The organism is Pseudomonas sp. 910_21 (genome assembly GCF_052850735.1).
Genome location: NZ_VXCY01000003.1, coordinates 40,783 through 66,670 on the forward strand (window position 1 = coordinate 40,783; position 25,888 = coordinate 66,670).

Below are 25,888 nucleotides of genomic sequence, written 5' to 3' on the forward strand. Positions count from 1 at the left end.
CCCGGAGGGGCCCATGAGCTATGTGATCGACCGACGTCTCAATGGCAAGAACAAGAGCACGGTGAACCGCCAGCGGTTTCTGCGGCGCTACCGTGACCACATCAAAAAGGCCGTCGAAGAGGCCGTCAGCCGCCGCTCCATCACCGACATGGAGCATGGCGAACAAATCAGCATTCCCGGACGGGACATCGACGAACCGGTGCTGCACCACGGCCGTGGCGGCAAGCAAACCGTGGTCCATCCCGGCAACAAGGAATTCACTGCAGGCGAGCATATTGCCAGGCCTCAAGGCGGCGGTGGAGGCGGAACTGGCCGCGGCAAGGCGGGCAATTCCGGCGAGGGCATGGATGAGTTCGTCTTCCAGATTACCCAGGAGGAATTCCTCGAATTCATGTTCGAGGACCTGGAGCTGCCCAACCTGGTCAAACGCAACCTGACGGGCACCGATACCTTCAAGACCGTACGAGCGGGGATCAGCAACGAGGGCAACCCGTCGCGGATCAACATCATCCGCACCTTGCGCTCGGCCCACGCCCGCCGCATTGCCCTGTCCGGCAGCAGCCGAGCCAAACTGCGGGAGGCCAAAGAGGAACTGGCACGCCTGAAGCGGGAAGAACCGGATAACTTCGGCGATATCCAGGAACTGGAAGCGGAAATCGAACGCCTGAGCGCTCGAATTCATCGCGTGCCTTTTCTCGACACTTTCGACCTCAAGTACAACCTGTTGGTGAAACAGCCCAACCCCAGCTCCAAGGCGGTGATGTTCTGCCTGATGGACGTCTCCGGCTCCATGACCCAGGCGACCAAGGACATCGCCAAACGCTTCTTCATCCTTTTGTACCTGTTCCTCAAGCGCAACTACGACAAGATAGATGTCGTCTTCATCCGCCACCACACCAGCGCCCGGGAAGTGGATGAGGAAGAGTTCTTCTATTCCCGTGAAACCGGCGGGACCATCGTCTCCAGCGCCTTGAAACTGATGCAGGAGATCATGGCCGAGCGCTATCCGAGCAACGAATGGAACATCTACGCCGCACAAGCCTCCGACGGCGACAACTGGAACGATGACTCCCCCATCTGCCGCGATATCCTGATCAACCAGATCATGCCTTTCGTGCAGTACTACACCTACGTGGAAATCACTCCACGGGAGCACCAGGCCCTGTGGTTCGAGTATGAACGTATCGCCGAGGCCTTCTCCGACACCTTCGCCCAGCAACAACTGGTTTCGGCCGGAGATATCTATCCGGTCTTCCGTGAACTCTTCCAGCGCAGGTTAGTGACATGACCGCCAGAGAGCAGAAGCGCCAACCCATCTCCACGGGCTCGGAATGGACCTTCGAGCTGATCCAGGCCTACGACCGCGAAATCAGCCGTATTGCCGCTCGCTATGCCCTGGATACCTATCCCAACCAGATCGAAGTGATCACCGCCGAGCAGATGATGGATGCCTATGCCTCGGTGGGCATGCCTTTGGGTTATCACCATTGGTCCTACGGCAAACACTTTCTCAGCACCGAAAAATCCTACAGCCGCGGTCAGATGGGGCTGGCCTACGAAATCGTGATCAACTCAGACCCTTGCATCGCCTATCTGATGGAGGAGAACACCATCTGCATGCAGGCGCTGGTGGTGGCCCATGCCTGCTACGGCCACAACAGCTTCTTCAAGGGCAACTACCTGTTCCGCACCTGGACCGATGCCAGCTCGATCATCGATTATCTGGTGTTCGCCAAGCAGTACATCATGCAATGCGAGGAACGCCATGGCATCGATGCCGTGGAAGATCTGCTGGACTCCTGCCATGCACTGATGAACTACGGCGTCGACCGCTACAAACGACCTTACCCGATCTCCGCGGAAGAAGAACGGCGTCGGCAGAAGGACCGGGAGGAGCACCTGCAGAAACAGATCAACGACCTGTGGCGTACGATTCCCAAAGGCGCGGACAAGTACAGCGACAAGGACAACGCGCGGTTCCCCGCCGAGCCTCAGGAAAACATCCTGTACTTCATCGAAAAACATGCACCATTGCTGGAGCCCTGGCAGCGGGAAATCGTGCGCATCGTGCGCAAGATCGCCCAGTACTTCTACCCGCAGCGCCAAACCCAGGTGATGAACGAAGGTTGGGCCACTTTCTGGCACTACACGCTGATGAACGACCTGTATGACGAGGGGCTGGTCACCGATGGCTTCATGATGGAGTTCCTCACCTCCCACACCAGCGTGGTGTACCAGCCGGGATTCGACAGCCCCTATTACAACGGCATCAACCCCTACGCTCTGGGTTTTGCCATGTATCGGGACATCCGGCGCATATGCGAAGCCCCTACCGAAGAAGATCGTCGCTGGTTCCCGGAACTGGCCGGCACCGATTGGCTGTCGAGCATCAAGTTCGCCATGAGCAGCTTCAAGGATGAGAGCTTCATCCTGCAGTATCTGTCGCCCAAGGTGATCCGCGACCTCAAGCTGTTCAGCATCATGGATGACGACCAGAAGGATGACCTGCTGGTACCGGCAATCCATGACGAAAGCGGCTATCGGATCATCAGGGAAACTCTGGCCGCGCAATACAATCTGGGCAACCGTGAACCCAATGTGCAGATCTGGAGCATCGATCGTCGTGGCGATCGCTCGCTGACCCTGCGCCACCAGCAACACGATCGCAAACCCCTGGGGGACTCCACCGAGGAGGTGCTCAAGCACCTGCACCGCCTCTGGGGCTTCGATATTCACCTGGAAACCCTGCAGGGCGATCAGGTGATGAAAACCCATCACGTACCGCCGAAAAGCGATCACAACGAAAACGACTACGGGCGATTGGACCTGGCAGTCATCCACCTCTGAGCCCAACAACAGGCCTCCGTTAGCACAGCACAAGGGTTATCCTGTCGCGCTAACGGAGGTTTTTTATGCGGATTTATAAAGTCGGCGGCGCTGTACGCGATCGCCTGCTGGGTAGACCAGTCACCGACGTCGACTGGGTCGTGGTGGGCGCCAGCGCGCAAGACATGATCGCCAAGGGCTTTCGCCCGGTGGGCGCCGATTTCCCGGTGTTTCTGCACCCCAAGAGCGGCGAGGAATATGCCCTCGCTCGAACCGAGCGCAAGAGCGGACGGGGTTACGGCGGCTTCACTTTCCACGCCAGCCCGGAAGTCACCCTGGAAGAGGATCTGATTCGCCGCGACCTGACGATCAACGCCATGGCCGAGGATGATCAAGGTGTGGTAACTGATCCCTACAACGGCAAAAAAGATCTTGAAAACCGGCTATTACGCCATGTTTCACCGGCATTCGCCGAAGATCCTCTTCGAGTGCTGCGGGTGGCACGCTTTGCCGCGCGCTACGCCGACCTGGGCTTCAGTGTGGCCACAGAGACGCTTGAACTGATGCGTCAACTCAGCGAGTCAGGCGAGCTTCAGGCCCTGACAGCCGAGCGCAGCTGGAAGGAGATGTCTCGAGCCCTGATGGAAGATCAGCCCCAGGTCTTTATCCAGGTATTGCGTGACTGCGGCGCCCTGGCCGTATTGATACCTGAGGTCGATGCTCTGTTCGGCGTTCCCCAGCCACCGACCCACCACCCTGAAATAGACACCGGCCTGCACACCCTCAGCGTGTTGCAGCAAGCGGCGCTGCACCAGCACCCCCTCTCGGTACGCTGGGCCTGCCTGCTCCACGACCTGGGCAAAGGCGTGACGCCCGAGGAAGAGTGGCCACGGCACATCGGCCACGAACACAAGGGGCTGGACTTGATCAAGGCCGTCAATGAGCGATTCAAGGCACCACGGGAATGCCAGGAGCTGGCGCTGTTGGTGGGCCAATATCACACCCACGCCCACAAGGCGCAGGAACTGAAGGCTTCGACACTGCTTGAGCTACTGCAAAGCTTCGACGTGTTCCGTCGTCCGCAGCGCTTTGAGGAGTTCATTGGCGCTTGCGAAATGGACGCCCGTGGCCGCCTGGGACTGGAGTCACGACCTTACCCCCAAGCAGATTACCTACGCGGTGCCGCCAATGCTGCGCGCTCAGTTGCGGTTCAACCTTTGCTGGAGCAGGGTTTCAAAGGCCCGCAACTGGGCGAGGCGCTGAGGCTGGAGCGACTGAAGGCAATCAAGGCCTACAAGGAACAGCACGCCTATTGAGAAGCCGCGGACGAGGCTCCAGCCTTGTCCGCACCAGGAGAGCTCGAGGAACTACAGGCCCGGAGGCGTCAGTTGCCTACCCTGCCATTCGAAGGCCACAGGCGCCAGAACCTGATCAATCTGTGCTTCATCCCAAAGTGCCCCCAGACTCTTGCCGGCCAATGGGTGTAGCCGCTCCGGCGCCATCAGCGACAACGGCCAAAGCACAAAGGCATTCTTCAGAATCTCCGCACGGGGCAGGATCAGGCCATCGAAATTGCCAGTCAGATCACCGTACAACAACACATCGATGTCCAGCGGCAAACCTTTGCGGTCCGGGGCATAACGACCGTTGTCCGCCTCGATGAACTTCAAGCGTCGGTCCAGCTCGGTCAACGGCAAGTCGGTATAACCCGACACCACCAGATTGAAGAACGGACCGCTCTTGATTCCCACCGGCTGGCTTTCAAACACCGCCGAGCAACGCATGTCCACCAGGAAACCGGCCAAGGCATCGAGCCCGGCCCGCAGATGAACTTCACGCTCGATGTTGCTACCGAGCCCCAGAAACACCTGAGTCAGCGACATCCGCGCTCGATCTCCACACCCACACCCGTGGCAGCCGGAACAGCGCCTGGCTTGGTCAGCTTCAAATGCAGCCAAGGAATGTGAAACTCGCTCATCAACACTTCGGCAAGACGCTCGGCAAAGGTTTCCACCAACTGGTACTGGGCCTGCTCGGCAAACGCCTGGATCCGCGCGGAGACGCTGGCATAATCCAACGCCAGTGTCAGATCGTCCCCTGCGGCAGCCGGGCGATTATCCCAAGCAAAGCTCAGATCAAGACGCAGACACTGTCGGATGCCACGCTCCCAGTCGTAGGCTCCAATTACGGTGTCCACTTCCAGTCCTTCGATAAACACTCTGTCCAAGCACTCTTCTCCGCAGCACGACAAGGGCGCAATGCGCCGTTAGAATCAGGGCGTCCTCGCCCGGAATAGTTAGCATGTTTTGGTTACTGGCGATTCTCGCCTACCTGCTTGGCTCTCTGTCCTTTGCCATTTTGCTCAGCCGCCTCACGGGTAATCCCGACCCGCGAATGAGTGGGTCGGGCAATGCCGGCGCCACCAACATGCTGCGCCTGGCCGGTAAGAAACTCGCTGTCCTGACCCTGCTGGGGGATCTGTGCAAAGGCCTGGTGCCCGTGCTGATCGCCCACCTTGCGGGGCTTTCGTTGCAGCAACAGGCGTGGATCGGACTCTACGCCGTACTCGGCCACCTGTTCCCACTCTACTTCCGCTTTCGCGGCGGCAAAGGCGTCGCCACTGCTGCCGGCATGCTGCTGGGGCTCTACCCGCCGGCGGCGCTCCTGGCTATCGCCGCCTGGGCGCTGACCTTCTATCTCACCCGCACCAGCTCACTGGCTGCCTTGATCGCCACACCCCTGACTTTGCCGCTACTGGCCTGGCAGGAGCCTGAGGCGCTACTGCCGATGAGCGTGCTCACGCTGCTGATCGTCTGGCGCCATCGCGGCAATTTACGCGACCTGTTTGCCGGGCGCGAACGGCATTTTTGAATCCGGCAGATGAAAAGACTTCAGTTTGAGGCGCTAGCGCGCCTCTCTCAGAGGGCTGACAACTGCTCCATCGGCCAGCGCGCCTGCACAGTGATCGCCAGGCTTTCCTGCTGTCCGGCCTGCAAACGCTGACAGCCGGCATAGGCGATCATCGCGCCGTTGTCAGTGCAGAACTCGGGGCGAGCGTAGAACACATTGCCGTTCATCTCGGCGAGCATTTTTTCCAAAGAGGCGCGCAGGGCCTTGTTGGCACTCACGCCCCCGGCAATGACCACACGCTTGAGGCCAGTCTGCTTCAAGGCGCGCTTGCACTTGATGGTCAAAGTTTCTACCACCGCCTGCTGGAACGCGAGAGAGATGTCGCAACGGGTTTGCTCGCCGTCGTCTCCAGCACTGACGCACTGCTGCCAGGTGTTCAGGGCGAAGGTCTTCAAGCCGCTGAAGCTGAAGTCCAGCCCCGGACGATCAGTCATTGGCCGCGGGAAGACAAAGCGCCCGGGGACGCCCTGGGTTGCCAGGCGGGCGATCTCGGGACCACCGGGATAATTCAGGCCAATCATTTTCGCGGTCTTGTCGAATGCTTCGCCTGCCGCATCGTCCAGGGTCTCGCCCAACAGCTGGTATTGGCCGATGCCATCCACTCGGACCAACTGGGTATGACCGCCCGACACCAACAAAGCGACGAACGGAAATTCCGGTGGCTGCTCTTCCAGCATCGGCGCCAGCAGGTGACCTTCCATGTGATGCACGCCCAGGGCTGGAATACCCCAGGCAAAGGCCAGTGCCTGGGCACAGGACGCCCCCACCAGCAGGGCGCCCACCAGGCCGGGACCCGCAGTGTAGGCAATGGCATCAATCTCGGTGGTGACACAGTCGGCTTGCGCCAGAACCTGACGGATCAGGGGCAGCATGCGCTTGACGTGGTCACGGGAAGCCAGCTCCGGCACCACGCCACCGTAGACACGATGCAAGTCGATCTGACTGAACAGCGCGTCGGCCAGCAGGCCACGCTCACTGTCGTAAAGCGCGACGCCGGTTTCGTCGCAGGAAGTTTCTAATCCCAGTACTAGCATGGGTTTGCGCCTTGTAGAGGCTGAATTCGAAGGCGCGCATAATAGTCGCCACTCCCGCGCCCGACCAGCGGTTTTCGATCAGAGGCTTTGCATTCCGAGCGTTGAGGGGTTAACATCCGCAACCCTTAAAAACCGACGACCTCAGCCGCGATTTTTGCGACGAGAACGTTGACCCCGGTAATGAATGAAGGTAGCTCTGGATGCCAGCCGTCAAAGTTAAAGAGAACGAACCCTTCGACGTAGCTCTGCGTCGTTTCAAGCGCTCCTGCGAAAAAGCCGGTGTTCTGGCTGAAGTTCGTAGCCGCGAATTTTACGAGAAGCCGACTTCCGAGCGTAAGCGCAAAGCAGCTGCTGCTGTTAAGCGTCACGCTAAGAAAGTTCAGCGCGAACAGCGCCGCGCCGTACGTCTGTACTAATACACAGACGTTCGCTGCAAGCTTCTGCCAAGCCCGGCCCTCAGCCGGGCTAATGGCATTTGCGGAATACGCTTGATGCTTCACCGTCGAAGCCGCCCATGCGACCCAGACGAATCTGCTTCACCACGTCAGACCTGGCTTCTTGCCAGCGGTGCACGTCTTTTCTGACGAGCCTTCCAAGGCTACTGACGAGCACACCCTTACTGATTCCTACAGACGATCAGCCCAAGGCGCCCTTCTGCAGCGCCCGCTAAATGAGCTATCCGAGGCCCTCCAACAGCCACTGTCGGACTCAGCGCACCACCTCAAATAGTCGAATACTGATTGAAATTAACGTCAGTGGACGTTCGGCAGATACACTTCCCGACTGCGATCACACCGAAAACCAGGTCGAGCCGCGCACTCTTCACGCCTCACCTCACCTGATCTTTCGACAGCGTCGCCAGGGCTATTTTTCCCCGCAGTGATGACGAGAACGCAATGGCCGGGCTTATTCCCCAGAGCTTTATTGACGACCTTCTGAACCGCACCGACATCGTCGATGTAGTCAGCTCGCGCCTGCAGATCAAGAAAGCCGGCAAGAACTACACCGCCTGCTGCCCATTCCACAAGGAAAAGACGCCCTCCTTCAGCGTCAGTCCCGACAAGCAGTTCTATTACTGCTTCGGCTGCGGCGCAGGCGGCAATGCCCTCGGCTTCATCATGGACCACGACAACCTGGACTTTCCCCAGGCCGTCGAGGAACTGGCGAAAGCTGCAGGCATGGAGATCCCCCGCGAGGAAAGCAATCGCGGCCAGCGCAAACCCCGGCAGCCCACCGACTCACCGCTCTACCCACTGCTCACTGCCGCTGCCGACTACTATCGCCAGGCACTGAAAAGTCACCCGGCACGCAAGGCGGCAGTCGACTATCTCAAGGGGCGCGGCCTCACCGGCGAAATTGCCCGGGACTTCGGCCTGGGTTTTGCGCCGCCCGGCTGGGACAACCTGTTCAAGCACCTGAGCAGCGACACTTTGCAGCAGAAGGCCATGATCGATGCCGGACTGCTGATCGAGAACGCCGAGACCGGCAAGCGCTATGACCGCTTTCGCGATCGCGTGATGTTCCCGATCCGCGATACCCGCGGCCGGATCATTGCCTTCGGTGGCCGGGTTCTGGGGGACGACAAACCCAAATACCTGAACTCTCCGGAAACCCCGGTATTCCATAAGGGCCAAGAGCTTTACGGCCTGTTCGAGGCCCGCAAGAACAATCGCAACCTCGACGAGATCATCGTCGTCGAAGGCTATATGGACGTCATCGCCCTGGCCCAGCAAGGCCTGCGCAATGCCGTCGCGACCCTCGGCACCGCCACCAGTGAGGAACACCTCAAGCGCCTGTTCCGCATTGTGCCCAACGTATTATTCTGTTTTGACGGCGACCAAGCCGGACGCAAGGCTGCCTGGCGCGCCCTTGAGGCCACCCTGCCCTGCCTGCAGGACGGACGCCGCGCACGCTTCCTGTTTCTCCCTGAAGGGGAGGACCCGGACACCCTGGTCCGCTCCGAAGGCACAGACGCCTTCCGCGCCCGAATCAACCAGCACGCCCAACCGTTGGCGGACTACTTCTTTCAACAACTGATCGACGAAGCCGACCCCCGCTCGCTGGAAGGCAAGGCTCACCTGGCGACCCTGGCAGCACCGCTGATCGAGAAAATCCCAGGGGCCAACCTGCGCACCCTGATGCGCCAGCGCCTGACTGAAATCACCGGCCTGACCAATGAAACGGTGAATCAGCTAGCTCACAGCGCCCCACCGGAAGCCCCCCCGATCTATGACGCCGGCATCGACTACGATGCCATGCCGGATTATGCCGACTACCATGAGCCCCATCAGGAAGCGTACGCCCCTCAACAAGAGTGGACGCCGAAGAAAAGCGGCGGCGGCAAGAAATGGGAAAACAAGCCCTGGGACAAGAACGGCAAAGGCAAGCGCCAGGGCGATCGGGACCAGCCTCGCGGCCCTCGCGTCCCGGCGGCGGTGGAGCCTCCTACGCTGGCAGCCTTGCGCACCCTGCTGCATCACCCGCAACTGGCAGAAAAAGTTGAAGACGCCGGGCACTTTGCCGATGACGACAACACCAACACTCAGTTGCTGGTGGCCCTGATCGAAGCCGTACAGAAAAATCCTAAGCTACGCTCTATTCATCAACTGATGGCGCGCTGGCACGGCACTCAACAGGGGCACCTGCTTACCGCACTGGCAGAAAAAGAGTGGCTGATCGACGGAGATAACCTTGAACAACAGTTTTTCGACACCATTAATAGCTTGTCCGCTCGCCAACGCGAGCGTGTTTTAGAACAACTTCTCAGGAAATCGCGTCAAAGCGAGCTCAGCAGCGAAGAGAAAATACAGCTGGTTGAGCTTCTAAAACGCAATGTTCCCGCATCAAACCCGACCTCAACTGGCGCGTGAGGTCATAGCTCGGGTATAATCCTCGGCTTGTTTTTTGCCCGCCAAGACCTTCAGTGGATAGGGTGTTATGTCCGGAAAAGCGCAACAGCAGTCTCGCCTCAAAGAGTTGATCAGCCGTGGACGTGAGCAGGGTTACCTGACTTACGCGGAGGTCAACGACCACCTGCCGGAGGATATTTCAGATCCGGAACAGGTGGAAGACATCATCCGCATGATCAACGACATGGGGATCAACGTATTCGAGAGTGCTCCGGATGCGGATGCCCTTTTGTTGGCCGAAGCCGACACCGACGAAGCAGCAGCTGAAGAAGCCGCCGCAGCGTTGGCGGCTGTGGAAACCGACATTGGTCGCACTACCGACCCAGTGCGCATGTACATGCGCGAAATGGGTACGGTAGAGCTGCTCACACGTGAAGGCGAAATCGAAATCGCCAAGCGTATCGAAGAGGGCATCCGTGAAGTGATGGGCGCAATCGCGCACTTCCCTGGCACGGTTGATCACATCCTCTCCGAATACACTCGCGTCACCACCGAAGGTGGCCGCCTGTCTGACGTTCTCAGCGGGTACATCGACCCGGACGACGGCATTACGCCGCCTGCCGCCGAAGTACCGCCTCCTGTCGACACCAAAACCGCGAAAGCGGATGACGACAGCGATGACGAAGAAGCTGAAGCGACCGAAGACGAAGAAGAAGCCGAAAGCGGTCCGGATCCGGTCGTCGCTGCACAGCGCTTTGGCGCCGTCTCCGACCAGATGGAAATCACCCGCAAGGCGCTGAAGAAGCACGGCCGCGAGAACAAGCAAGCCATCGCCGAGATGTTGGCCCTGGCCGAACTGTTCATGCCGATCAAACTGGTTCCGAAGCAATTCGAAGGCCTGGTTGAACGTGTACGCAGCGCCCTGGATCGTCTGCGTCAGCAAGAACGCGCCATCATGCAGCTCTGTGTGCGTGATGCCCGCATGCCGCGTGCCGACTTCCTGCGCCAGTTCCCGGGCAACGAAGTAGATGAAAGCTGGACCGACGCCCTGGCCAAAGGCAAGAGCAAGTACGCCGAAGCCATTGCCCGTCTGCAGCCGGATATCATCCGTTGCCAGCAGAAGCTGACCGCTCTTGAAGTCGAAACCGGCTTGAAGATTGCCGAGATCAAGGACATCAACCGTCGCATGTCGATCGGTGAGGCCAAGGCCCGCCGCGCGAAGAAAGAGATGGTTGAAGCCAACTTGCGCCTGGTGATCTCCATCGCCAAGAAGTACACCAACCGTGGCCTGCAGTTCCTCGATCTGATCCAGGAAGGCAACATCGGCTTGATGAAAGCGGTGGACAAGTTCGAATACCGTCGCGGCTACAAGTTCTCGACCTATGCCACCTGGTGGATCCGTCAGGCGATCACTCGCTCGATCGCCGACCAGGCCCGCACCATCCGTATTCCGGTGCACATGATCGAGACAATCAACAAGCTCAACCGTATTTCCCGGCAGATGCTGCAGGAAATGGGTCGTGAACCGACTCCGGAAGAGCTGGGCGAACGCATGGAAATGCCTGAGGACAAGATCCGCAAGGTATTGAAGATCGCTAAAGAGCCGATCTCCATGGAAACCCCGATCGGTGATGACGAAGACTCCCATCTGGGCGACTTCATCGAAGACTCGACCATGCAGTCGCCAATCGATGTAGCCACCGTTGAGAGCCTGAAAGAAGCGACTCGCGAAGTACTCTCCGGCCTCACTGCCCGTGAAGCCAAGGTTCTGCGCATGCGCTTCGGCATCGACATGAATACCGACCACACCCTTGAGGAGGTTGGTAAGCAGTTCGACGTGACCCGTGAACGGATTCGTCAGATCGAAGCCAAGGCGCTGCGCAAGCTGCGCCACCCGACGCGAAGCGAGCATCTGCGCTCCTTCCTCGACGAGTAAGCCCAAAACCCCCAGCCCTGCTGGGGGTTTTGCTTTTTGCAGATCCCCCCTCTCCCGCCCCATAGCCCGTCTACACTCGAAACATTCCCCGTGCCATAACGAGACGGTTATGCCCAGACTGTCGGCCATGCTCCTGCTGGCACTGCTTACCTGGACCGCAACGGCTGGCGCGTTGACTCTCACCGATGAAGAACGTGGCTGGCTCAAGACCCACCCGCAACTGCGCCTGGGTGTGGATGCGTCCTGGCCGCCCTTTGAGTATCGAGACGAGGAAGGCCGTTACCAGGGCTTGGCAGCGGACTACATCCACCTGATCCAGGAACGCCTGTCAGTCACCCTGACGCCCGTCGAACCGGCCAGTTGGACCGCCGTGCTCGAAGATGCCAAGCAAGGCAAGCTGGACCTGCTGCCCGGCATCATGTCGACCCCGGAACGCCAGAGTTACATGGCTTTCACCCGCCCCTATCTCGACTTTCCCATCGTCATCCTCGCCCATGCAGGTGGCGCACAACCCCGCAACCTCAAGGACCTCTACGGTCTCAAGGTGGCGGTGGTGGAGAACTACGCTCCCCACGAGTTACTGCGCACCCACCACCCAGACCTGAACCTGGTGGCCCTGCCCAACATCAGCTCAGCCCTGCAAGCGCTGGCCACCGACGAGGTGGACGCCGTGGTGGGCGATCTGGCCTCCAGTGTCTGGAGCCTGCGCCAGCTCAAGCTTGAGGGCCTCTACGTCAGCGGTGAAACCCCATATCGCTACCAGTTGGCCATGGGCGTCCCACGGGACAGCAAGATCCTGGTGGGCATACTCGACAAGGTCCTGGCGGACCTCAGTCCCGAGGAAATCAGCGCGATTCAACAGCATTGGGTCGGCAGCGTCCTCGACCATCGGACGTTCTGGTCGGATGTCCTGATCTACGGCCTACCCGGCCTCCTGCTATTGGTCACAGTGCTGGCAGTGGTGATCCGCATCAATCGGCGCCTGAGCTCGGAGATCTCCCGCAGAGTGGCGCTGGAACAAGAGTTGCGCAGCAGTGAATACCATTACCGCAGCCTGGTGGAGAGCCTCTCGGCCATCGCCTGGGAGGCGCGTGTCAGCGACTTCACCTACAGCTATGTCTCCCCCCATGCCGAGGCCCTGCTGGGCTACCCCCTGGCCCACTGGCTGATTCCGGGGTTCTGGCGCAACATCATCCACCCCGCCGACCTGACTCGCGCCCAGGCCTTCTGCGACCACGAAGTACAGGCCGGACGCGACCACAGCCTCGACTATCGAGTGATCGCCGCCGACGGCCGATGCCTCTGGGTACGCGATATCGTCAGCCTGATCGAACACGGCCACGAACCGGTGATGCGCGGCCTGATGATCGATATCAGCGAGACAAAACACACTGAAGAAGCCCTGCGCCTTTCCGAGCAGAAGTTCGCCTCGGTGTTCCAGCAGTGCCCGGACATTCTGGTCATAGCGCGCCTGTCCGACGGCTGCCTGCTGGAGGTCAACAAGGCCTTCGAGGAGCAGATCGGCCTGAGCGCCGAAACCGTGGTGGGCCAGACCGCCACCGAGCTGAATATCTGGGGCATCCCGGGCGTCGGCCCGAGCCTCTTGCAACGCTTGCAGGCCGGCAGCATCCGCAACCTGGAAATGCCATTCCGCCGTCACAATGGCCAGCTCTTCACCGGCCTGATCTCCGCCGAACCCTTCGACCTCGACACCACCCCGGCGCTGGTGGTGGTGGTCCGAGACATCAGCCAGCTCAAGGAAACCCAGCAACAGTTGCAGACCTCCGAGGAGAAGTTCGCCAAAGCCTTCCATGCCTCGCCAGATGGGCTACTGCTGACACGACAGCGGGACGGACTGCTGATCGAGGTCAACGAGGGCTTCAGCCGAATCACCGGCTTCAACAGTGCCATGTCCCTGGATCGTTCGACTCTGGACCTGGGGATCTGGGTCAACCTCAACGAACGCAAGCAGATGCTCGACCTGTTGCAGCGGGACGGTTTTGTCCGTGATTTCAGCTGCCATATCCGACGCAACGATGGCCAGATCCGTCTCTGTGAGCTGTCGAGCCGACCGCTGCCCATTGGCGACGACGACTGCATGCTGACCATTGCCCGGGACATCACCGACCGCCAGTTAATGCAGGAAAAACTGCAGCAGGCCGCCACGGTGTTTGAGAGCACCGCCGAAGGTGTAATGATCACCGATACCCAGCAGCGTATCAGCGCCGTCAATCGAGCCTTCAGCGAGATCACCGGTTACAGCGAAAGTGAAACTTTGGGGCATACACCGCGCCTGTTGGCCTCTGGCCTGCATGACAGCGCCTTCTATGCGGCGATGTGGCACCAACTGACCCTGGAAGGCCACTGGCAGGGCGAGATTTCCAACCGTCGCAAGAACGGCGAGCTCTACCCCAACTGGCTGACGATCAACGCAGTGCGCAACAAGGATCGGCAGATCACCCATTTCGTTGCGGTATTCGCCGACATATCCAGCCTCAAGCATGCCCAGGCACGCCTCGACTACCAGGCCCACCACGACCCTCTCACCGGACTGCCGAACCGCACCCTGTTCGAAAGCCGCTTACTGACCGCGCTCAACAGCCAAGAGGAAAACGGCAGCCAGGGCGCAGTGCTGTTTCTCGACCTGGACCGCTTCAAGCACATCAACGACAGCCTTGGCCACCCGGTGGGCGACCTGCTGCTCAAAGGCATCGCGGTGCGTCTCAAGGAGCAGTTGCGAGACATCGATACTGTCGCCCGCCTGGGCGGGGACGAGTTCATCATCTTGCTCCCGGGCCTGCATCAGGCCAGCGACGCCGACCATATCGCCACCAAGCTGCTGAACTGCTTCACCGCCCCCTTCCAGGCCGGCGAGCACGAGTTCTTCATCAGCGCCAGCATCGGCACCAGCCTGTACCCCAAGGACGGCTGCGACGTTGCCACGCTGATCAAGAACGCCGACGCCGCCATGTATCGCTCCAAGGCCAAGGGGCGCAACCGGGTCGAGCGCTACACCCGCGACCTGACCGCCCAGGCCAGCGAACGTGTCGCCCTGGAGCACGAACTGCGACGAGCCATCGAACGCGGGGAGCTGTCTCTTTATTTCCAGCCCAAGATCAGCCTCAGCAACCACGAACTGGTGGGGGCCGAAGCCCTGATTCGCTGGCACCACCCCAACTTCGGCGACGTTCCCCCCGAGCACTTCATTCCGCTGGCGGAAGAGAACGGCATGATCCTGCTGATCGGGGACTGGGTACTGGAACGGGCCTGCCAGCAACTCCATACCTGGGGTCAGCGCTACGAAAATTTCGGGCCACTGTCAGTGAACCTCGCAGGGGCCCAGTTGCGCCAACCCAACCTGCTGGGCCGCATCGAACAACTGCTGCGCGACTATGACCTGCAGCCTGGGTTGCTGCAGTTGGAAATCACCGAGAACTTCATCATGAGCCAGGCCGAAGAAGCCCTGGAGGTGCTGCATCAGCTCAAACGCCTGGGGATGCAACTGGCCATCGACGACTTCGGTACCGGCTACTCGTCCTTGAGCTATCTCAAGCGTCTGCCTCTGGATTTTCTCAAGATCGACCAGTCATTCGTCCGCGGCTTGCCGGACGACCCTCACGATGTGGCGATAGTTCGCGCGATCATCGCCCTGGGGCGCAGCATGCAATTCACGGTCATTGCCGAAGGTGTTGAAAACCAGGCCCAGCAGACCTTCCTCACTCTCGAAGGCTGCGAGCAGATCCAGGGCTACATCGTCAGCCTGCCCCTGGAAGCCGAGGAGTTCTGCGCAACCTTCCTGCAGATCCGGGTTTCCGACTTTTCGGATAGCACAGCTGAGAAACCATCGTTATAATCCGCCGCCTACTGAGGGCCTATAGCTCAGTTGGTTAGAGCAGAGGACTCATAATCCTTTGGTCCACGGTTCAAGTCCGTGTGGGCCCACCAAACCAGAAAGCCGCGCAATGCGCGGCTTTTTCGTATCTGTCACTTGAAGCAATAGCCTCCATCAAGTTTTGACCCTATAGCGTTCTTTAAGAATAGGGCGGATTTTCAGACGATCTTCCGGTGCCCATTCCCACACGCTTTCCAGCTCACTCGTTACAGTCTGTACGCTGAGTCCCGGAAATAAAGTGACAAAGGTATTCCTTTCAGGGCATCTCAACTCTTCACTACCGTTCAGACGTGACCCACCTTCATGGAATTGAAGAGCTTCATAAAACGCCATCGCATCAGTCACGGACTGAAAATGTCGATCTGAGCCTTCTTGATCTGAAAGAGATAAAACGTATGGCATCAGAATGGGGTCCTTAATCATGTCCGCGGTTTTGCACTAGATAAGGCTGTCTTCTAACAAGGCACAGACTATTTATATGTAGGAGCTTTCTTATTTACAGTTAACTGAAAGCCAAGAGCTTCACGGCCTGGTCCTATTCATGCCCCACGCAAGTCAGCACCTGCTACTAAACCGCCACCGTAAATCCCGCTCACCACTCACCGTCATAACCCTGTCCAACCGGACAAAAGACGCCTGGGCGTCTTTCTCGATAAGAAAAGGATTTATCGATGGTTGAGATCACGCGCCGATCATTGGTGGGGCTCGCGACAGCCCTGCCGCTACTTTCATTGCCTGGCTGGAGTCAGGCGGCCGAACCCGCTCCACCGCCTATCCCCTCTCCCTCCGACGATGTTTTGATCAACTTCAACGAAAGCCCCTGGGGCCCTTCTCCCGCCGCCCGCCAGGCCATGCAACAGGGCATCGCCCTCAGCGGTCGCTATCCCTACAAGATCCAGTACCGGCTCAACGCGCTCTTCGCCCGGCAACAAGGCATTGCAGAGGATCATGTCCAGAGTTTCTGTGGTTCCAAGAGCGCGTTGCAGCATGCGGTCATGGCCTTCACCCAGAGCGGCAGTCTGGTGATGGCCAGTCCCTCATACGAGGCCCCCAGGGAAGCTGCCGAAAGCCGTCAGGTCATGGTGCACGAAGTCCCTCTCGGGGCCGATCACCGCCACGACCTGCCGGCGATGCTCGCCATCGACCGCAGTCCCGGACTGATCTATCTGTGCAACCCCAACAACCCCACTGGCACCCTGACGCCACGGCAAGACATCGAACAGGCCCTGGCCCGCAAAGCCAAAGGCACAGTGCTGGTGATCGACGAAGCCTATATCGATTTTTCCGACGCCAGCACCTGCATTCCCCTGGTCAAGGAGCACCCGGAACTGCTGGTACTGCGGACGTTTTCCAAGATCTACGGCATGGCCGGGGCGCGACTGGGTTTCGCCGTCGGCCAGCCAGCACTGCTGGAACGCCTGGAAATCTTTGGCGGCTACAACGTCCCGGCCGCTTCGACCTTGCTCGGCGGCATCGCCAGCCTGGAGGAGCCAGGGCTACTGGCCGAACGCAAGCGACTCAACAACCAGTTGCGTGACCAGACCATCGCCTGGCTGAAAAACCGCGGGTTCCGTTGCACCGCCTCACAGGCCAACTGCTTCATGATCGATGTCAGGCGGCCGGCCCAGGAACTCGTCGATGCCCTGGCCGCGCAGCACGTGAAGATTGGTCGGGTCTGGGACAACTGGCCGAACTGGGCCCGGGTCAGTGTCGGTTCGGAGCAGGACATGCAGCGTTTCCGTACAGCCTTCGCCAAGGTCACCCTAAGCTGACGCGTCTTGTCTTCACCCATGAAAAAGCCGCGCAGGGCGCGGCTTTTTTAGAGTGCCGTGACGCGGTGTCTATTTCGGCAGCGCGTAGGCAATTACATAGTCGCCACGGTCCGTCGACTGACGAGCACCGCCTGCCGTGAGCAGGATGTACTGGCGGCCGGTCTTGGGCGAAACGTAAGTCATCGGCCCCGACTGGCTACCTACCGGCAAGCGTGCCTTCCAGATTTCGTTGCCATTGCCGGTATCGAAGGCCCGCAGGTAGAAGTCCTGGGTGCCGGCGAAGAACAACAGGCCGGACTGGGTCGCCAGGGAAGCGCCCAGGGTCGGCATGCCGATAGGAATCGGCAAGTGCATACGAATCCCCAGAGGACCTGTGTCCTGCACAGTGCCTACTGGCACCTGCCACACCAACTTCCTGGTCTTCAGGTCAATGGCCGACATAGTGCCGAACGGCGGCTTCTGGCAAGGAATGCCGGCAGCCGAGAGGAAACGCTGGCGCATGGCGCCGAACGGCGTGCCTTCCTGGGGCACCACGCCCATTTCGATGCCACTGGCACCGGCAGCGATCTGATCCCGGGGGATCATGTAGTTGGCCAGGCCCAAACGCATGTCGTTGACGAACATGTAGTTGCTGGTGGGGTCCACCGACACGCTGCCCCAGTTCATGCCCCCCAGGGAGCCTGGGAACTGCAGTGCGTGATCCAACCCTGGCGGGGTGTACACACCTTCATGGCGCATGCCTTTGAACTGAATGCGGCACATCAGTTGATCGAAGGGAGTAGCGCCCCACATATCGGATTCGGTCAGGGTCTGGTTGCCAATGGACGGCATTTCCACCGAGAACGGCTGGGTCGGCGAATAACGCTCGCCCGGCACATTGCCCTGGGGCACCGGCCGCTCTTCCACCCGAGCAATGGGCTTGCCGGTCTCGCGATTGAGCACGAAGATCTCGCCCTGCTTGGTGACTTGCGCCAGCGCCGGCTGTACACCGCCCTTGTCGTCCGGGATGTCGTACAGCAGCGGCTGCGCCGGCAGGTCGAAATCCCAGAGGTCGTGGTGGGTGGTCTGGAAGTGCCAGCGCACCTGGCCGGTCTTCACATCGAGGGCGACGATGGAGGAGTTCCACTGGTCATCGAACTCGGTGCGTTGGCCACCGAAGAAGTCCGGGGTGGCATTACCGGTAGGCAGGTACACCAGGCCCAGCTTGGCGTCATAGGACATCGCCGACCAGACGTTCGGGGTGCCACGGGTATAGGTTTCACCCGCAGGCGGGCGCTTGGTGGTGTTGGGATTACCGGGGTCCCAGGCCCACATCAGCTCGCCACTGCGCACATCGAAGGCACGTACCACGCCCGGCGGTTCCCCAGTGGAGAAGTTGTCCGCCACCCGGCCGCCCACGATCACGACGGACCCGGCTACCAGCGGAGTGGAAGTCTGCTGGTAGTAACCCGGCTTGATTTCGCCCATGTCGGTTTTCAGGTCGACAGTGCCCCGGTCGCCAAAGTCTTCACAGGGCTTGCCGGTTTCGGCGTTGACGGCGATCAAGCGCGCATCGCCGGTGGGCAGGAACAGGCGCTTGGTGCAAGCGGCCGGTGCGGTGGCTGGTGCACTCGCGGGGGTCGCGGAGGCATCGAAGTAACCCAGGCCGCGGCAACGCTGCCAGTTCGGCGCAAAGCCTTGAGGATCGAACTTCCAGCGCTCGGTGCCGCTGTCGGCGTCCAGGGCGAACACCTTGCCATAGGCGGTACAGGTGTAGACGGTATCGCCGATCTGCAAAGGCGTGTTCTGGTCTTCGGCACCTGCGCCGTTGCTTTCAGGCAGATCGCCGGTGCGAAAGGTCCAGGCCACCTGCAGTTGATCGACATTGCCCTTGTTGATCTGGTCCAGGGCCGCAAAGCGGTTGCCCGCCGGGGTATTGCCCCAATGCGCCCAATCCTTCTGTTCAGTACCTGGCGCCACTGGCTGGATAGCCGGCACGCTGCTCGCCTTGACCACATGGGTCGGCACGAACATGTAGGCCAGGGTAGCCACCACGCCAACCCCCAAAAGCCCCGCCAGCCCATAGGCGCCACGTCCGGCACGAGCACCGGAAGCCCGCACCAGGCTCGGGTAGATCAACGCCACCACCAGGCCGATCACGGCGAAGGTCAGCACCCGTGAAACCAGGGGCCAGTACTCCAGGCCCGCATCCCAGACCGCCCAGATCGCAGTCAGCACCAAGGCCACCGCGTACAGCCAGGCGCCACGGGGGTTACGCCGGGCGATCATTACGCCGGAAGCCACCATCGCCAGGCCCATCAGCAGAAAATAGGCACTGCCTCCCAGGCTGAGGAGGTAACCCCCGCCGCCGGCCAGACCCAACCCGATCAAGGCAATGAGAATGCCCAGTCCCCCGAGCAGCCATTTGCTGCCTGGGGCAGCCCCTGTGTTTTTCATCGTCAAACCTCAGCCATCTTTAAAACCAGGTCGCGAGAATGTACTAACCAGTTACTTATGACAACTTGTCGCAGGTCATTTGTTTCAAAAAACTTCTGACCGCGTGAGCGTAGACCCGATCCAGACAAGCGCCGGGACCAGCAGCCAGGGTTGGCGCGAGGCTGTAACATGTGCGCTCCCTCGATAGCCGTGCTGGAGCCCATCTTGTTCGATAGCCGCCCTCCCGTTCTTGACGAAGTCGACCGTCAGTTGATCGCCGCCCTGCAGATCAACGCCCGCGAAAGCGTGGCAATGCTGGCCCGGCAGTTGGGTATCGCCCGCACCACCGTGACCTCGCGCCTGGCGCGCCTGGAAAAGACCCGGGTCATTACCGGCTATGGCGTGCGCCTGGGCCAACGGGTGGTCGACGGCGGTTTGCAGGCTTATGTGGGCATCAAGGTCCAGCCGCGCTCCGGCAAGGAAGTGCTGCGTCGCCTGAGCGGCATGGCTCAGGTCCAGCAACTGTGCGCAGTCAGTGGCGAGTTCGATTACGTGGCCTGGCTGCGCACCGACTCGCCGGAACAGCTGGACCAACTGCTGGACCAGATCGGCAGCGTCGATGGCGTGGAAAAGACCACGACTTCGATCATCCTCAGCAGCAAGATCGATCGCGGGCATGCGCTATGAGGCGCATGGCCTGATAATGCCACCTCGTCAATCTGCCTCATAAATTCGTCATACTGATAAATAACAACGCATAACGACGACAGTTTGCGTCTTATTTACGTGTTTCATCCTCCCTAGAATGGCTGCCATCTTTTCCTATACTCAGCACTCTGCTGAGCCGCCCGCCAAGGTCAGCCATGAACAAGAACAATCGCCATCCTGCAGACGGTAAAAAGCCGATCACCATTTTCGGCCCGGACTTCCCTTTCGCCTTCGACGACTGGATCGAGCATCCCGCCGGCCTGGGCAGCATTCCCCAAGCCCAGCACGGCACCGAAGTGGCGATTGTCGGCGCCGGTATCGCCGGACTGGTAGCCGCCTACGAACTGATGAAGCTGGGCCTCAAGCCGGTGGTCTATGAAGCGTCGAAGATGGGCGGCCGCCTGCGCTCCCAGGCCTTCGAAGGCGCCGAAGGGATCATCGCCGAGCTGGGCGGCATGCGCTTCCCGGTATCGTCCACGGCCTTCTATCACTATGTCGACAAGCTCGGCCTGCAGACCAAGCCCTTTCCCAACCCGCTGACCCCGGCTTCGGGCAGCACCGTCATCGATCTGGAAGGGCAGACCCACTACGCACAGAAATTGGCCGACCTGCCGGCCTTGTTCCAGGAAGTCGCCGACGCCTGGGCCGACGCCCTGGAGGACGGCTCGCGCTTCAGCGAGATCCAGCAAGCCATCCGCGATCGCGATGTGCCGCGCCTCAAGGAGCTGTGGAACACCCTGGTGCCGCTGTGGGACGACCGCACGTTCTACGACTTCGTCGCCACCTCCAAGGCCTTCGCCAAGCTGTCGTTCCACCACCGTGAAGTGTTCGGCCAGGTGGGCTTCGGCACCGGCGGCTGGGACTCGGATTTCCCCAACTCGATGCTGGAAATCTTCCGCGTGGTGATGACCAACTGCGACGACCACCAGCATCTGGTGGTGGGTGGCGTCGAGCAGGTGCCCCTGGGCATCTGGCGCCACGTGCCGGAGCGTTGTGCCCACTGGCCGGCCGGTACCAGCCTCAGTTCGCTGCACAACGGTGCGCCACGCACCGGGGTCAAGCGCATTGCCCGGGCCGCCGACGGGCGCTTCAGCGTCACCGACAACTGGGGCGACACACGGGAATACGCGGCGGTACTGACCACCTGTCAGAGCTGGCTGCTGACCACCCAGATCGAATGCGAAGAGTCGCTGTTCTCGCAGAAGATGTGGATGGCCCTGGACCGCACCCGCTACATGCAGTCGTCGAAGACTTTCGTCATGGTCGACCGGCCGTTCTGGAAGGACAAGGACCCGGAAACCGGCCGCGACCTGATGAGCATGACCCTCACCGATCGCCTGACCCGCGGCACCTACCTGTTCGACAACGGCGACGACAAGCCGGGGGTGATCTGCCTGTCCTACTCGTGGATGAGCGATGCCCTGAAGATGCTCCCGCAGCCCGTGGAAAAACGCGTGAAGCTGGCCCTGGACGCACTGAAGAAGATCTACCCCAAAGTGGACATCGCCAGCCGCATCATCGGCGATCCGATCACCGTGTCCTGGGAAGCCGACCCGCACTTCCTCGGCGCCTTCAAGGGCGCACTGCCGGGCCACTACCGCTACAACCAGCGGATGTACGCGCACTTCATGCAGGACGACATGCCTGCCGAACAGCGCGGCATCTTCATTGCGGGTGACGATGTGTCCTGGACCCCGGCCTGGGTCGAGGGCGCGGTGCAAACGTCGCTCAACGCGGTGTGGGGGATCATGAAACACTTCGGCGGTGCCACCCATGCCGAGAACCCGGGACCAGGGGATGTGTTCCATGAGATCGGGCCTATTGCCCTGGCGGATTGAACAATACTGATCACGGCTGCATCGGATAACGACGAGAAGCCCTTGCGGGGCTTGGCGCCGGACCGTACGCCAAGACCGAGACATCGGCTACAGTGCCCGGTCAGCCAGTCAGAGGAGTGAGGACCATGCGTGTCGCCCTGTATCAGTGCCCGCCATTGCCGTTGGACGTGGCGGCCAATCTGCAACGCTTGCATCAGGTGGCCATGGAGGCCACCGATGCCGATCTGCTGGTGCTGCCGGAAATGTTCCTCAGCGGCTACAACATCGGCGTGGAAGCGGTCGGCGCCCTGGCCGAGGCCCAGGACGGCCCCTCGGCCCAGCGCATTGCCGCCATCGCCCAGGCGGCGGGTACGGCCATTCTCTACGGCTATCCGGAACGCAGCGCCGACGGGCAGATCTACAACGCCGTGCAACTGATCGACGCCCACGGCCAGCGCCTGTGCAACTACCGCAAGACCCATCTGTTCGGCGACCTTGATCACTCGATGTTCAGCGCCGGCGCGGATGACTTCCCCCTGGTGGAGCTCAACGGCTGGAAGCTCGGTTTCCTGATCTGCTACGACATCGAGTTCCCGGAGAACGCCCGGCGTCTGGCCCTGGCCGGTGCCGAGCTGATCCTGGTGCCGACAGCGAACATGATTCCCTACGACTTCGTCGCCGATGTGACCATTCGCGCACGGGCATTCGAAAACCAATGTTACGTGGCCTACGCCAACTACTGCGGCCGGGAAGATCAGATCCGCTATTGCGGCCAAAGCAGCATCGCCGCCCCCGACGGTAGCCGGATCGCCCTGGCCGGACTGGACGAGGCCCTGATCATCGGCACCCTGGACCGTCAGCTGATGCACGAATCACGGGCACTGAACCGCTATCTTGCCGATCGCCGTCCCGAGCTATACGACGACCTGAGCAAGCGCTGATCCGGGGATATCCGCTAGCATGGGCGCTTCTCTGTTCTGGAAGTGCTCATGCCCGCGTTGAACCACCCTCTGCCTCACGTGGAAACCCTGGCCAATGGCCTGCGGGTGTCCTTGCGTCATGCCCCTCATTTGAAACGTTGCGCCGCTGCACTGCGGGTATCTGCCGGCAGCCACGATGTACCATCGGCCTGGCCCGGGCTGGCGCACTTCCTGGAACACCTGCTGTTTCTCGGCACCGAGCGCTTCCCCGTCGAACAGGGATTGATGGCCTATGTGCGGGGCCAGGGAGGACAACTGAACGCCAAGACCTGTGAGCGCGCGACCGAGTTCTTTTTCGAGCTGCCGGTCAGCGCCCTGGCCGGCGGCCTGGAGCGTCTGTGCGACATGCTCGTCCGACCGCGGATGAGCCTTGAGGACCAGCGCCGGGAGCGAGAAGTGCTGCATGCGGAATTTATCGCCTGGTCCCGGGATGGGGCGGCGCAACGTCAGTTCGCACTGTTCGACGGCCTGTCCGCCGCTCACCCGCTGCGGGCCTTCCATGCTGGCAACCGCTACAGCCTCAATCTGCCCAGCCAGGCTTTTCAGCAAGCGCTGCAGCAATTTCACCGAGACTTTTACCAGGCCAGGCAAATGACCCTGAGCCTCGCCGGGCCACAGTCTCTGGAAGAACTCCGCGCCCTGGCCACACGCTATGGCGCAGATCTACCGGAAGGCCAGCGTCTTGAGCAGAGCGTGCCTCCTGCACTGTCCACTACCGGCATCGGCACTTATCAACAGCTCGATGCTCACCGTCTGGACCTGCTGTTCACCCTTGAACAGCTGCCCGAGGGCGCAACGCCCGCACTGGACTTTCTCTGCACCTGGCTGCAGTCCGCCAAGCCGGGCGGGCTGCTTGCCGGACTCCAGCAACGCCAACTGGCCCAAAGCCTGAAGGCGCAGACGCTGTACGAGTTTGCCGGGCAAGCCCTGCTGCATCTGCAGTTGAACCTGAGCACAACAGAGGCGACGGCCCCGGCCCAGGTCCGCGAACAGCTAGCGGATTGGCTGGGTTTCTTCAGCGCCCAGGACGATTGGCCAGCGCTGCGAACAGAATATGCCTTGCTGCAACAACGCCAGCTGCAAGTCGGCAGCGCCCTGGAGTTGGCCCAACGGGACAGCCGGCAGACCGTCGGCGAGCTGGATGTGCAAGGACTCAAGGCCCTCAAGGTGCTGCTGGCGCAGTTGCAGCCGCAGGTTGTGGATAACTTCAGCAGCGAGTGGCGCCTGCCACCGGGTAATCCTTTCCTGCGCAGCACCGCCGAGGCACCGCGGGCAGGACTGATTCGCGGGCAGACCAGCGCACACCGGGGACTACGCACCTTCGCCCAGGATCGCTCGCGAAGCCGGCGAGAGAGCTCGGCGTTGAACCTCAGCCAGGCGCTGCCTGCGGATAACCGCGAAGGGGCCTTGATTCTGCGCTGGCGCCTGGCTTCACCCGCTCCGACCGGCTTGCACGAACGCCTGCTGCGCAGCCTGGCACCCTTGCGCGACGACGCCGGCCAGGCCGGAGTAGCCCTGAGTTTCTCCAACAGTGGCGCTGATTGGTTGCTCAGACTCAGTGGCCTGCAGCAACCCATGCCCGCGGTGCTGCAACAGGCGCTGAAACAACTGAACCAGCCCGCCGAATCGTTCTGGCTGGAGCGCGCAGCTACGACAGACGATGCCCCCTTGATGCCGATCCGTCAGTTGCTCAAGGCCTTCAGCGAGCAGCCACAACCCGGCGAGCCGACAGTTGCACAACCCCAAACCCTGCAAGCGCTGTGGGCCGGGGCTCGATGGGATGGCCTGGCCCTGGCGCTGTCAGCCGGCACTCAGGAAGCCCTTGGCCAAGCGCTGCAAAAGATGCCGGGAACAGCAGAGACGACCCTGTGCCAACCCTCACCGCCAGACGCCGCCTATCGTTGGCAGACGAACCCCGGGACATCCAGCGAACAGGCCCTGCTGCTGTTTTGCCCGACGCCCGGCACCCGCCTGGCCGATGAGGCGGCCTGGCGCCTGCTGGGCCAACTCTGCCAGACGCCGTTCTATCAGCGCCTGCGGGTGGAATTGCAGTTGGGCTATGCGGTGTTCAGCGGCATCCGCCAACGCAATGGCCAGACCGGCCTGCTGTTCGGCGTGCAATCCCCCAAGGCGACGCTCACGGAAATACTTCAGCACCTGGAACAGTTCCTCCAGCAGTTGCCGGAACAGCTCCAGGCGCTCAGCGAGCAGCTCTTGAACGAGCAGCGACAGGCTCTGGCTCAACAGTTCCAAGCCTCGCTCCTGCCCCTGGAGCAAGCCGCTGAACTGCTGTGGCAGGCGAAACTAGCCGGCCATCCGTCGGATTATCTGGAGCGGCTGCACGACAGCATCCTGGCCCTCACGCCCTTAGCCGTGACCCAGGCCGCCACGGCCCTGCATTCGGCGACAGGAGGCTGGACAGTGCTGGCGAACGGACCTTGTCCGGGAGCGCCCTGGCAAGCGGCAGAATGATCATTACGGGTACTGCAACGAGCTTTCTTCAGAATTGCGGGCAACCTTTTGCGGGAATTTAGTAAGATAGCCCCCTAAGCATCTGAACATCTCCCGCCGGAGGTGGACTATATGTATAGGCAATACCCGTCCCACCCACCTCAAAGGAGCATTTTTATGACCTGGTCCAAACCTGCTTACACCGACCTGCGTATCGGCTTCGAAGTCACCATGTACTTCGCCAGCCGCTGATTTCTGTCTCTGGCCAGAAAACGCAGCGCAACGCCTCGGCCCGTCC

Annotated in this window: 19 protein-coding genes and 1 tRNA gene; 15 read left to right on the forward strand and 5 right to left on the reverse strand. The window is 60.8% G+C overall.

Annotated features, from left to right (window positions below):
* Positions 1-13: 13 nt before the first annotated feature.
* From FW796_RS10195 to FW796_RS10205, 3 genes are all read left to right on the forward strand, one after another.
* Positions 14-1,288 carry a YeaH/YhbH family protein gene (locus FW796_RS10195; RefSeq protein WP_446439318.1) on the forward strand — a complete coding sequence of 425 codons (1,275 nt, stop codon included), beginning with the start codon at positions 14-16 and terminating at the stop codon, positions 1,286-1,288.
* Complete coding sequence (locus FW796_RS10200; protein ID WP_346633094.1) at positions 1,285-2,847, forward strand: SpoVR family protein; 1,563 nt, start codon at positions 1,285-1,287, stop codon at positions 2,845-2,847. The genes FW796_RS10195 and FW796_RS10200 overlap by 4 nt, the downstream gene beginning before the upstream one ends.
* A gap of 65 nt (positions 2,848-2,912) precedes the next feature.
* Positions 2,913-4,142: a multifunctional CCA addition/repair protein gene (locus FW796_RS10205; RefSeq protein ID WP_346633095.1), complete on the forward strand. Its 1,230-nt coding sequence runs from the start codon at positions 2,913-2,915 to the stop codon at positions 4,140-4,142.
* A 51-nt stretch (positions 4,143-4,193) separates the two neighbouring features.
* Here FW796_RS10205 and folK read toward each other — a convergent pair whose 3' ends face one another.
* The gene (gene folK, locus FW796_RS10210) at positions 4,194-4,709 is read right to left on the reverse strand and encodes a 2-amino-4-hydroxy-6-hydroxymethyldihydropteridine diphosphokinase (RefSeq protein WP_346633096.1); all 516 of its coding nucleotides are present in this window, start codon (positions 4,707-4,709) and stop codon (positions 4,194-4,196) included.
* Complete coding sequence (gene folB, locus FW796_RS10215; RefSeq protein ID WP_123726505.1) at positions 4,700-5,053, reverse strand: dihydroneopterin aldolase; 354 nt, start codon at positions 5,051-5,053, stop codon at positions 4,700-4,702. The genes folK and folB overlap by 10 nt, the downstream gene beginning before the upstream one ends.
* 74 nt (positions 5,054-5,127) lie before the next feature.
* On the opposite strand from folB, the gene plsY reads away from it, so the two are divergent.
* On the forward strand, positions 5,128-5,697 hold the full coding sequence (gene plsY, locus FW796_RS10220; RefSeq protein ID WP_346633097.1) for a glycerol-3-phosphate 1-O-acyltransferase PlsY: 570 nt from the start codon (positions 5,128-5,130) through the stop codon (positions 5,695-5,697).
* A gap of 47 nt (positions 5,698-5,744) precedes the next feature.
* On the opposite strand, the gene tsaD is transcribed toward plsY, so the two are convergent.
* Entirely contained in the window at positions 5,745-6,770 is a 1,026-nt protein-coding gene (gene tsaD, locus FW796_RS10225) for a tRNA (adenosine(37)-N6)-threonylcarbamoyltransferase complex transferase subunit TsaD (protein WP_404937787.1), read from the reverse strand.
* A gap of 200 nt (positions 6,771-6,970) precedes the next feature.
* Here tsaD and rpsU point away from each other — a divergent pair, with 200 nt between their 5' ends.
* The 5 genes from rpsU (at position 6,971) to FW796_RS10250 (ending at position 15,500) form a co-directional block, all read left to right on the forward strand.
* Positions 6,971-7,186 (forward strand): 30S ribosomal protein S21, encoded by a 216-nt coding sequence (rpsU, locus tag FW796_RS10230; RefSeq protein ID WP_002551877.1) that lies wholly within the window; start codon positions 6,971-6,973, stop codon positions 7,184-7,186.
* 480 nt (positions 7,187-7,666) lie between these two features.
* Positions 7,667-9,640, forward strand: coding sequence for a DNA primase (gene dnaG, locus FW796_RS10235; RefSeq protein ID WP_346633099.1), 1,974 nt, complete (start codon positions 7,667-7,669; stop codon positions 9,638-9,640).
* Between the two features lie 67 nt (positions 9,641-9,707).
* Positions 9,708-11,555: an RNA polymerase sigma factor RpoD gene (gene rpoD / locus FW796_RS10240; RefSeq protein ID WP_123726509.1), complete on the forward strand. Its 1,848-nt coding sequence runs from the start codon at positions 9,708-9,710 to the stop codon at positions 11,553-11,555.
* A gap of 109 nt (positions 11,556-11,664) precedes the next feature.
* Positions 11,665-15,408, forward strand: coding sequence for a bifunctional diguanylate cyclase/phosphodiesterase (locus tag FW796_RS10245; RefSeq protein WP_404937789.1), 3,744 nt, complete (start codon positions 11,665-11,667; stop codon positions 15,406-15,408).
* Positions 15,409-15,423: 15 nt separating this feature from the next.
* A tRNA-Ile gene (locus FW796_RS10250) sits at positions 15,424-15,500 on the forward strand.
* 61 nt (positions 15,501-15,561) lie between these two features.
* Here FW796_RS10250 and FW796_RS10255 read toward each other — a convergent pair.
* Positions 15,562-15,849 (reverse strand): hypothetical protein, encoded by a 288-nt coding sequence (locus FW796_RS10255; protein WP_446439319.1) that lies wholly within the window; start codon positions 15,847-15,849, stop codon positions 15,562-15,564.
* Positions 15,850-16,118: 269 nt separating this feature from the next.
* On the opposite strand from FW796_RS10255, the gene ptaA reads away from it, so the two are divergent.
* Complete coding sequence (ptaA, locus tag FW796_RS10260; protein WP_346633101.1) at positions 16,119-17,219, forward strand: pyoverdine biosynthesis transaminase PtaA; 1,101 nt, start codon at positions 16,119-16,121, stop codon at positions 17,217-17,219.
* Between the two features lie 69 nt (positions 17,220-17,288).
* Here ptaA and FW796_RS10265 read toward each other — a convergent pair whose 3' ends face one another.
* Complete coding sequence (locus FW796_RS10265) at positions 17,289-19,655, reverse strand: glucose/quinate/shikimate family membrane-bound PQQ-dependent dehydrogenase (RefSeq protein ID WP_446439320.1); 2,367 nt, start codon at positions 19,653-19,655, stop codon at positions 17,289-17,291.
* 204 nt (positions 19,656-19,859) lie between these two features.
* Here FW796_RS10265 and FW796_RS10270 point away from each other — a divergent pair, with 204 nt between their 5' ends.
* The 5 genes from FW796_RS10270 (at position 19,860) to pqqA (ending at position 25,842) form a co-directional block, all read left to right on the forward strand.
* Complete coding sequence (locus FW796_RS10270; protein ID WP_446439321.1) at positions 19,860-20,321, forward strand: Lrp/AsnC family transcriptional regulator; 462 nt, start codon at positions 19,860-19,862, stop codon at positions 20,319-20,321.
* A 176-nt stretch (positions 20,322-20,497) separates the two neighbouring features.
* Positions 20,498-22,180: a flavin monoamine oxidase family protein gene (locus tag FW796_RS10275; protein WP_346633104.1), complete on the forward strand. Its 1,683-nt coding sequence runs from the start codon at positions 20,498-20,500 to the stop codon at positions 22,178-22,180.
* Between the two features lie 125 nt (positions 22,181-22,305).
* Positions 22,306-23,100: a carbon-nitrogen hydrolase family protein gene (locus FW796_RS10280; protein ID WP_346633105.1), complete on the forward strand. Its 795-nt coding sequence runs from the start codon at positions 22,306-22,308 to the stop codon at positions 23,098-23,100.
* Between the two features lie 48 nt (positions 23,101-23,148).
* Positions 23,149-25,611 (forward strand): pyrroloquinoline quinone biosynthesis protein PqqF, encoded by a 2,463-nt coding sequence (pqqF, locus tag FW796_RS10285; RefSeq protein ID WP_446439322.1) that lies wholly within the window; start codon positions 23,149-23,151, stop codon positions 25,609-25,611.
* A gap of 156 nt (positions 25,612-25,767) precedes the next feature.
* Positions 25,768-25,842, forward strand: a complete 75-nt coding sequence (pqqA, locus tag FW796_RS10290; protein WP_003194766.1) for a pyrroloquinoline quinone precursor peptide PqqA — start codon at positions 25,768-25,770, stop codon at positions 25,840-25,842.
* The last annotated feature ends 46 nt before the right edge of the window (positions 25,843-25,888 follow it).

What these genes read in the sequence shown, in the direction of transcription:
- folK (WP_346633096.1), bottom strand. Translation starts at nt 4,709, where the DNA reads ATGTCGCTGACTCAGGTGTTTCTGGGGCTCGGTAGCAACATCGAGCGT.
- tsaD (WP_404937787.1), bottom strand. Translation starts at nt 6,770, where the DNA reads ATGCTAGTACTGGGATTAGAAACTTCCTGCGACGAAACCGGCGTCGCG.
- rpsU (WP_002551877.1), top strand. Translation starts at nt 6,971, where the DNA reads ATGCCAGCCGTCAAAGTTAAAGAGAACGAACCCTTCGACGTAGCTCTG.
- dnaG (WP_346633099.1), top strand. Translation starts at nt 7,667, where the DNA reads ATGGCCGGGCTTATTCCCCAGAGCTTTATTGACGACCTTCTGAACCGC.
- FW796_RS10245 (WP_404937789.1), top strand. Translation starts at nt 11,665, where the DNA reads ATGCCCAGACTGTCGGCCATGCTCCTGCTGGCACTGCTTACCTGGACC.
- FW796_RS10200 (WP_346633094.1), top strand. Translation starts at nt 1,285, where the DNA reads ATGACCGCCAGAGAGCAGAAGCGCCAACCCATCTCCACGGGCTCGGAA.
- pqqF (WP_446439322.1), top strand. Translation starts at nt 23,149, where the DNA reads ATGCCCGCGTTGAACCACCCTCTGCCTCACGTGGAAACCCTGGCCAAT.
- FW796_RS10265 (WP_446439320.1), bottom strand. Translation starts at nt 19,655, where the DNA reads ATGAAAAACACAGGGGCTGCCCCAGGCAGCAAATGGCTGCTCGGGGGA.
- FW796_RS10255 (WP_446439319.1), bottom strand. Translation starts at nt 15,849, where the DNA reads ATGCCATACGTTTTATCTCTTTCAGATCAAGAAGGCTCAGATCGACAT.
- plsY (WP_346633097.1), top strand. Translation starts at nt 5,128, where the DNA reads ATGTTTTGGTTACTGGCGATTCTCGCCTACCTGCTTGGCTCTCTGTCC.
- FW796_RS10195 (WP_446439318.1), top strand. Translation starts at nt 14, where the DNA reads ATGAGCTATGTGATCGACCGACGTCTCAATGGCAAGAACAAGAGCACG.
- FW796_RS10280 (WP_346633105.1), top strand. Translation starts at nt 22,306, where the DNA reads ATGCGTGTCGCCCTGTATCAGTGCCCGCCATTGCCGTTGGACGTGGCG.
- rpoD (WP_123726509.1), top strand. Translation starts at nt 9,708, where the DNA reads ATGTCCGGAAAAGCGCAACAGCAGTCTCGCCTCAAAGAGTTGATCAGC.
- ptaA (WP_346633101.1), top strand. Translation starts at nt 16,119, where the DNA reads ATGGTTGAGATCACGCGCCGATCATTGGTGGGGCTCGCGACAGCCCTG.
- FW796_RS10205 (WP_346633095.1), top strand. Translation starts at nt 2,913, where the DNA reads ATGCGGATTTATAAAGTCGGCGGCGCTGTACGCGATCGCCTGCTGGGT.
- FW796_RS10275 (WP_346633104.1), top strand. Translation starts at nt 20,498, where the DNA reads ATGAACAAGAACAATCGCCATCCTGCAGACGGTAAAAAGCCGATCACC.